Origin of the sequence: Nocardia aobensis NBRC 100429 (assembly GCF_000308375.1) — a bacterium.
Classification (GTDB): Bacteria; Actinomycetota; Actinomycetes; order Mycobacteriales; family Mycobacteriaceae; genus Nocardia; species Nocardia aobensis.
Map to the genome: position 1 here is coordinate 66,234 of NZ_BAFQ01000187.1, position 6,788 is coordinate 73,021.

The following is a 6,788-nucleotide window of genomic DNA, read 5'->3' on the forward strand; positions in this document are numbered from 1 at the left end:
GCGCTCAGCCCGCCACCGCACGGCGGCCGAAGCGAGTGACCTCGATCAATCGGCGCAGTTCGGCGTTGAACTCCGCGCTCGCTTCGATATTCGCCAGATGTCCGGTGGCCAGGACCGAATAGCGATCCAGATTTCCCGCCGCGGCGAGCTCGTCGGCGATCTTGCGCGACATACTCTCCGGCAGCAGATTGTCGTAGGCGCCGGCCATGACGCTGGTGGGGATGCACAGATTCGCTGCGGCGCCGTGGATTTCGAGTTCGATCAGCGCCACGGCGTACTTCGCCCGCACCAGCGGACGGCAGGAGCGCACGATCGAGAGGCCGAAATCCACCTGGTCCGCCGTGGCATATCGATTCATGATGCGCGCCTTGAAGATTCCGCGCACCGGGGCCCCGGCCGGGAACGGCACGGGCTGACCGAACAGGGCACGTCCCAGCCAGTTGGGTGCCGGGACGATGTCGTTGAAGATGGGGAGCACTCGCGTTTCGGCGGCGATATCGCCCGCCGTCGTGGTCAGCAGCAGGGCCGCGCTCGCGCGCTGCGCCACCTGTTCCGGGTGGAATTTGGCCCAGGCCTGAATCGTGATGCCGCCCATGCTGTGTCCCACCAGCACGGCCTTACGTCCCGCGGGCACCGCCGCGTCCAGGACGGCGCACAGATCGTCGGCGAGCTGTTCGGCGTCGAACCGGCCGGTTCCCAAGGTGCTGTCGCCGTGTCCGCGCTGGTCGAACGCGATGACGCGGTAGTCGCCGGCGAAGGCGTTGATCTGTGGGTTCCAGTACTCGAGACAGCAGGACCAGCCGTGCACGAAGACGATCACATCGCCGTCGGCCGGGCCGTACGCGTGGACGCGCAGCCGGGCACCGTCGGTGGTCGTGACCGAGAGGACCTCGGGGTCGGGTGCGCAGTTCAACTCGGCCGTGCGGTAGGTGCGCGAACGCATCTTCGCGCGATATCCGCCGGTCAGCGCGCCGATGCCGGTCCGCAGATCGGCAACGTTCTCGGGCAGGTTCACCAGCATGAGCACTCCTTTGTGTCCTACCGCACGTTACCGCGCTAGCAACGGTGCTTGCTAGTGCAAGCAGCGAAGAATTTCCGGTTTCGCACTTTTGTCCGGCCAAGCCGGCCATCAGCGCTGCTCACACCCCCGCATGGACCGAATACCCATTCCGCCCAACGGCATTCACGTCCGCCGACGCAACGTCCCACTACCCGCATCTATCGCTCGGCGCCAGGGAAGTGCTACGCCGAATTCGCCACATGATTGCCGAACCGGCTAAGCAGTCGCCTCGCGCAGGCGCCGCGCGACGTAGGTTTCACCCAGTACCTCGGCGAGTTCGTCGTTGAACGCCTTGTATGCCTCGACGTTGCCAAGGTGGCCGGTCGGCAGTTCGACCAGCTTGCGGAACGCGCCGACCGAGCGCAGCTCCTCGGCCAAGCGCTCGGAGTGCACCGGCGGCGTCATATCGTCCGCGGAACCGGCGATCACCGTGGTCGGCACGGTCACGCAGCGGGTACAGCTCTGCAGGGCCAGTTCGGCCAAGAGGAAACCGAATCGCGAACGCACCATCGCCGGGCACGAGCGCACGATCGCCAGCGCGAAGTCGACCACCTCGCCGGTCGACGTCAGACTCATGATCTGGCGGCGGAAGATCCACTTCACCGGCCCGATCGGCGGGAGCACCACCGGCAGGCCGAGTCCGAGGCGACCGACCGGGAACGGCAGCGCGAGCGGACCCCGGTTGAATCGCGGGACCACGGTGGTCTCGGCGATCAGGTCGCCCGAGGCGGTATTGGCCAGCACCACCGCATCGGCCCGCGCGGCGACCTGGCGCGGATACCGGCCGGCCCAGGCCTGAATGGTCATCCCGCCGAGACTGTGCCCCACCAGGACCGCACGCTGACCGGGACGCAGGGTGGCGTCCAGCACGGCCGCGAGATCGTCGGCCAGCAGGTCGGTGGACAGCGGCGCGGTGCCGGATTCGCTTTCGCCGTGACCGCGCTGGTCGTAGGCGATCACGCGGTATTCGCCGGCGAAGGCGTTGATCTGGGGATTCCAGTATTCGATGCAGCAGGTCCAGCCGTGCGCCAGCACGATCGCCTCGCCGTCGGCGGGACCGTAGCTGTGCACGCGCAGCCGGGCGCCGTCGGAGGCGGTCACCGTCGTCACCTCACACGGCACCGCGGGCGGATTCAGTGCGGGCAGGTCGTAGGACCGGGTGCGCAGGGCGGCGCGATGGGCGGACAGCAGCCCGCGGAGACGCTGCGCGATCCCCGCCACCGTGCTGGGCAACGTTGCCTGCATGAGAACACTCCTTTGTGTGTTACTGATCGATACAGTAACCCGAAGGAGTGGGTGCTTGCTAGTGCAAGCGCGGGGACGGTGGGTTCACCAGCGCGGACCGCGCTGGATTTCGTCGACCTTCGGCCGCACATCGGCCAGATAGATGCCCGTGGCGATCACCGCGGCGATCCCCAGCAATCCGACCGGCGTGCGGGCGAGCAGCAGGAAACCGAGGGCGACCGCGAGGATCGAGACCCAGATGGGTTTGGTGAGCTTGTCCACGGCCGTGAACGCGTCGGCACGCTGCCGAATCGCGTGCACCAGCGCGAAGATGGTCGCAGCCATCGCGGCGAGCCAGAGCAGCCACAGGATTGCACTAGTCAGCTGGTACACAGCACCCATGATAGAAGCAACGCCCGCATGCGGCAGTGCGCATGCGGGCGTTGCGGGATCCGGTACGACCCGGATCCGTGTGACGGTTCCGGATTACCCCTCGGCCGGTTTTCTCCTGCGGCCGAATTACTTCTTGGCCGGAGTGGTCTTCTTCGCGGCGGTGGTGGTGGCGGGCTTGGCCGGCGCCTTCTTGGCGGGGGCCTTCTTCGCCGGGGCCTTCTTCGCCGGGGTGGGCTCCTCGGCGGCGGCCTCGGTGGTCACCGCGACGACCTCGGCGTCGACGACCGCGGCGGCCTCGTCGGCCTCCTCGGCCGCTTTGCCCAGAAACCCACGGGCCTGATCGGACACCTTGTTCAGGACGTCCTCGGCGCGAGTGACGACATCGGTGTAGATGCCCTCGACCTTGTCGAAACGCTCGTCGAAGCCGGGGTTGGCACGCAGCCGGTCGACGGTCTCCTCACCGCGCACGGCCAGATCCGAGTACAGATCCACCAGCTGGCGGTAGTACTGGTCGACCAGCTTGCGCAGCTCCTCCGGGGTGAACTTCTCGCGCAGTTCGGCGAGGTCGTCCGGCAGCTCGGAGGGCAGTCCGGTCAGGCGGCCGCGCAGCGTCTCGATCTGGTCCTGCACATCGGCAGGCAGATTCGACAGGCGCTCGCGAGCCTCCTCGACGCGGGAGTTCACATCGACGGTGGCGGCGCGGTCGCGGACCCGGTCGACGATGTCGTTGACCGCCGCGTAGAGCGCGTCACCGGCTCCGACGGTCGCGTAGATCGGCTTGGTGACAGTGACGTTGGGCTGGGTCATGGTTGTTCGTTCTCCTGGCGTGGCGAGATTTCGGTAGTACTGCCATCGGTGGCATGGTGCGGAACCTCGTTGTCCCTTGGGCTTTCGGGTGCACCGCCCCTCGGGCTCTCGGGCACACCGCCCCTGCTCCCCCCTGGAACGCCCCCCTCGGATTCCCCCTGAACGGATTCCGAGACGTTCCCTCCGTCGTCGTTCCCACCGTTTTCGCGGCGGAACGACTCGTAGATGTCCAGGAGCACCTGCTTCTGCCGCTCCGTGATGTCGGTATCGGCCAGCAGTGCGTCCCGCACCGGGCTGTGCTCCCTCTGTTCGAGGTAGCCGGCCCGGACGTACAAGACCTCCGAAGACACGCGCAGACCCTTGGCGATCTGCGTGAGTACCTCGGCGGACGGGTTGCGCAATCCGCGCTCGATCTGACTCAGGTACGGATTGCTCACCCCCGCCAGCTGTGCGAGCTGACGCAACGAGACCTGAGCGGCCTCCCGCTGCGCCCGGATGAAGCCTCCGATGTCGTGCGCCGCGTTGGCTACGCGACCCACCCGGTCTCCGGGAACCGCAGACGTCTCTGCGGTTTCCCCCGTGTTCCGATCAGAAACCTCTGGTTCCTGTGCCATCACACTGCTCACCTTCCGGCGGTTGTACGGTCGATTCTAAATGAGGGTGCTAACTCTTGCAAGCACCCCTGTTAGCACTATTTCGGCAAACTTCCGGCAGCGGTTGTCAGAAGCCTGGGAACAGTAAATGCGATACGGCGTAAATCGCCAGGCCGGCAAGTGATCCGACGACGGTGCCGTTGATCCGGATGAATTGCAGATCGCGCCCCGCCTGCAATTCGATCTTGCGACTCGCCTCATCGGCATCCCACCGGGCAACCGTGTCGCTGATCAGGGCCGCGATCTCGGAACCGTAGTTGGCGACGAGATATCTCACACCGCGTTCAACCCAAGCGTCCACTTGTTTTGTGAGTTCGGGTTCGTCGACCAGACGCTGACCCAACTGCTGTACATTCTCCGAGATCTTGCGGCGCAAGGTGCTGCCCGGATCGTCGGCCGATTCCAGGATCATCCGTTTGGCCGCACGCCAGGTCGCGCGCGCCATTCCGGTAATTTCCTCGCGGCCCATGATCTCGGTCTTCACCCGCTCGGCCTTGGCGATCATCGCCTCGTCGTACTGCAGATCGCGGGCGAAATCCTCGAGAAATCGGTTCGCCGCCAATCGCACCTCGTGATCGGGCTGCGAGCGAATCTTCCAGGTGAATTCCACCAATTCCCGGTAGATCTTCTCCGACAGCAGGATATTGGCGAATTTCGGTGCCCACGACGGGGCATCGCGCATGACGATCCGGTCCAGGGTCTCCTGACTCGCCAGCGCCCACTGGTGGGCGCGCTCGGCCAGCAGATCCAGCAGCGGCTCCTGCCGGTTCTCGGCCAGCAGCTCGGCGAGTACCCGCCCGATCGGCGGCCCCCACTGCGGTTCGGCGATGCGCTTGACGATGGTCTGGTCGATCACCTGCTCGACATCGGAGTCGCGCAGCGCGCCGATCACGGCCCGCAGAATGGTCGAGGACTCCTCCGACACCCGCGCGGCGTGCCGGGGATCGGCCATCCACGTCCCCAGCCGCAACGAGATCTGCGCCGAGTTCACCTTCGTCGCCACGGTGTCGGGCGAGAGGAAATTGGTGCGCACGAAATCGCCCAGGCTGGTGCCGAGTTGATCTTTCTTCTTGCGGATGATGGCGGTGTGCGGAATGGGCAGGCCGAGCGGATGCCGGAACAGCGCGGTGACCGCGAACCAGTCCGCCAGCGCGCCGACCATGCCGGCCTCCGAGGCCGCGCGCACATAGCCGACCCAGCTGCCGCCGATATCGCGCGAACCGAGCCAGCAACAGATCAGATAGACGACCGTGGCCGCCGCCAGAAATCCGGTCGCGACCATCTTCATCTTGCGCAGATCGCGTTTCTTCCCGGATTCGTCCATCAGGTCGGCGAACGACGACGGTGGTTCCGGCGCACCGCGGCTCCCGGACCGTGTGGTATTTCCCACTCCCGCCCGGGTATCGGGATGCGCGTTCGCTTCCGCCAGGACGGGGGCGCTGCCGGCAGATTGCTCCATATCCCCATTCTGGCTGGAATATCGGCGCCGCCGACGTGCGCCCGCTCACCCCGCGGTCCGTCGCCGTCTCGGCCGAACGGCACGCGCCGGGGGCGGGCCCGCTCGGCGAACCGGGAACATCACCTCGGCGAAGGACTTAAGCTGGTGGTGCCCATATCCCCGGATCCAGGAGTCCCCTCGAGCATGACCACACATCGTGCCGCGAGCGCTGCCGTCGACACCCCTGCGGTGCGCCCCGGCCGGGTGGACGGTCGCAAGCGGCGCTGGCACCAGCACAAGATCGACCGCCGAGAAGAACTCGTCGACGGCACCCTCGCCGCTATCCGCAATCGCGGCGGCGATGTCGGAATGGACGAGATCGCCGCGGAGATCGGCGTATCCAAAACCGTCCTGTACCGCTACTTCTCGGACAAGTCCGATCTGACCCGCGCCACCATGGAGCGGTTCATCGAGACCACGCTGATGCCGCGGATCTACGAGGCGATCAGCGACGACGCCGACGAATATCAGCTCGTCCGCAACACTCTGGCCGCCTATGTGCATACCGTCGAGGCCGATATCGACGTCTACCGCTTCATCATGGGCAACGGCTCGACCACCGACAAGTCCAGCCTCGCCGATTTCGAGAAGCTGTTCGCCGACGTGGTGTCGGTCGTGGTGCAGACCAAGGCCTTGGATCGCGGCGTCGACACCGAGGGTGTGCTGCTGTATTCCTACGTCATCGTCGGCGGTGTGCAGCTGGCCACCGACTGGTGGATCAGCAATCGCTCGATGTCGGCCGATCGCATGCTCGACCACCTGGCGATGATGGTGTGGAGTGCCATCGAGGGCATGGTCCGCGCGGGTGGTTCGCCGGAGAAGTTCAACGCCGTGCCGCACGAACTTCCCGAGGCCGACCTGGGCTGATTCGCCCGCGAAGGAATCCGTGCTCGCCGTCTCTGGGCCGACGGCTCACGCTTGGTTACGCTGAAGACCGGCCAGGCGGGGCATCAACGGAGGTCATCAATGGCGAAAGAGCTGCCGACGTCGCGGCTGGCGCGGGGGACGAAACTGGGTGTGGCCGTCGCAGGCAACGTCTTACGTGCGCAGAAGACCCGCCGTTCCATGCGCGGACGCTCCGAAGCGGTGCGCGAGCGGATGGCCGAGGAATCGATGATCCGCGCCACCGAGCAGATGGTCATGGTGCTGGGCA

General features: G+C 66.2%; 7 protein-coding genes and 1 pseudogene. 2 read left to right on the forward strand and 6 right to left on the reverse strand.

Going from position 1 to position 6,788, the window contains the following annotated elements:
* Positions 1 to 4 precede the first annotated feature (4 nt).
* From RJ03_RS24605 to RJ03_RS24630, 6 genes are all read right to left on the reverse strand, one after another.
* Complete coding sequence (locus RJ03_RS24605; protein ID WP_036506039.1) at positions 5 to 1,021, reverse strand: alpha/beta fold hydrolase; 1,017 nt, start codon at positions 1,019 to 1,021, stop codon at positions 5 to 7.
* A gap of 255 nt (positions 1,022 to 1,276) precedes the next feature.
* On the reverse strand, positions 1,277 to 2,305 hold the full coding sequence (locus tag RJ03_RS24610) for an alpha/beta fold hydrolase (RefSeq protein ID WP_036506041.1): 1,029 nt from the start codon (positions 2,303 to 2,305) through the stop codon (positions 1,277 to 1,279).
* An 84-nt stretch (positions 2,306 to 2,389) separates the two neighbouring features.
* A complete protein-coding gene (locus RJ03_RS24615; protein WP_030516156.1) occupies positions 2,390 to 2,686 on the reverse strand; it encodes a DUF2516 family protein in 297 nt (98 codons plus the stop codon).
* A gap of 117 nt (positions 2,687 to 2,803) precedes the next feature.
* Complete coding sequence (locus tag RJ03_RS24620; protein WP_036506043.1) at positions 2,804 to 3,484, reverse strand: heparin-binding hemagglutinin; 681 nt, start codon at positions 3,482 to 3,484, stop codon at positions 2,804 to 2,806.
* Complete coding sequence (locus RJ03_RS38510) at positions 3,481 to 4,098, reverse strand: helix-turn-helix domain-containing protein (protein WP_051025211.1); 618 nt, start codon at positions 4,096 to 4,098, stop codon at positions 3,481 to 3,483. Before RJ03_RS38510 ends, RJ03_RS24620 begins: the two co-directional genes overlap by 4 nt.
* Positions 4,099 to 4,204: 106 nt before the next feature.
* The gene (locus RJ03_RS24630; RefSeq protein ID WP_083871308.1) at positions 4,205 to 5,596 is read right to left on the reverse strand and encodes a DUF445 domain-containing protein; all 1,392 of its coding nucleotides are present in this window, start codon (positions 5,594 to 5,596) and stop codon (positions 4,205 to 4,207) included.
* Positions 5,597 to 5,779: 183 nt separating this feature from the next.
* Between RJ03_RS24630 and RJ03_RS24635 the strand changes: the two genes are divergently transcribed.
* Together RJ03_RS24635 and RJ03_RS24640 are read left to right on the forward strand one after the other, a co-directional pair.
* The gene (locus RJ03_RS24635; protein WP_036506045.1) at positions 5,780 to 6,502 is read left to right on the forward strand and encodes a TetR/AcrR family transcriptional regulator; all 723 of its coding nucleotides are present in this window, start codon (positions 5,780 to 5,782) and stop codon (positions 6,500 to 6,502) included.
* 99 nt (positions 6,503 to 6,601) lie between these two features.
* Positions 6,602 to 6,788: pseudogene (locus RJ03_RS24640) on the forward strand (AarF/ABC1/UbiB kinase family protein); the annotation flags it as partial.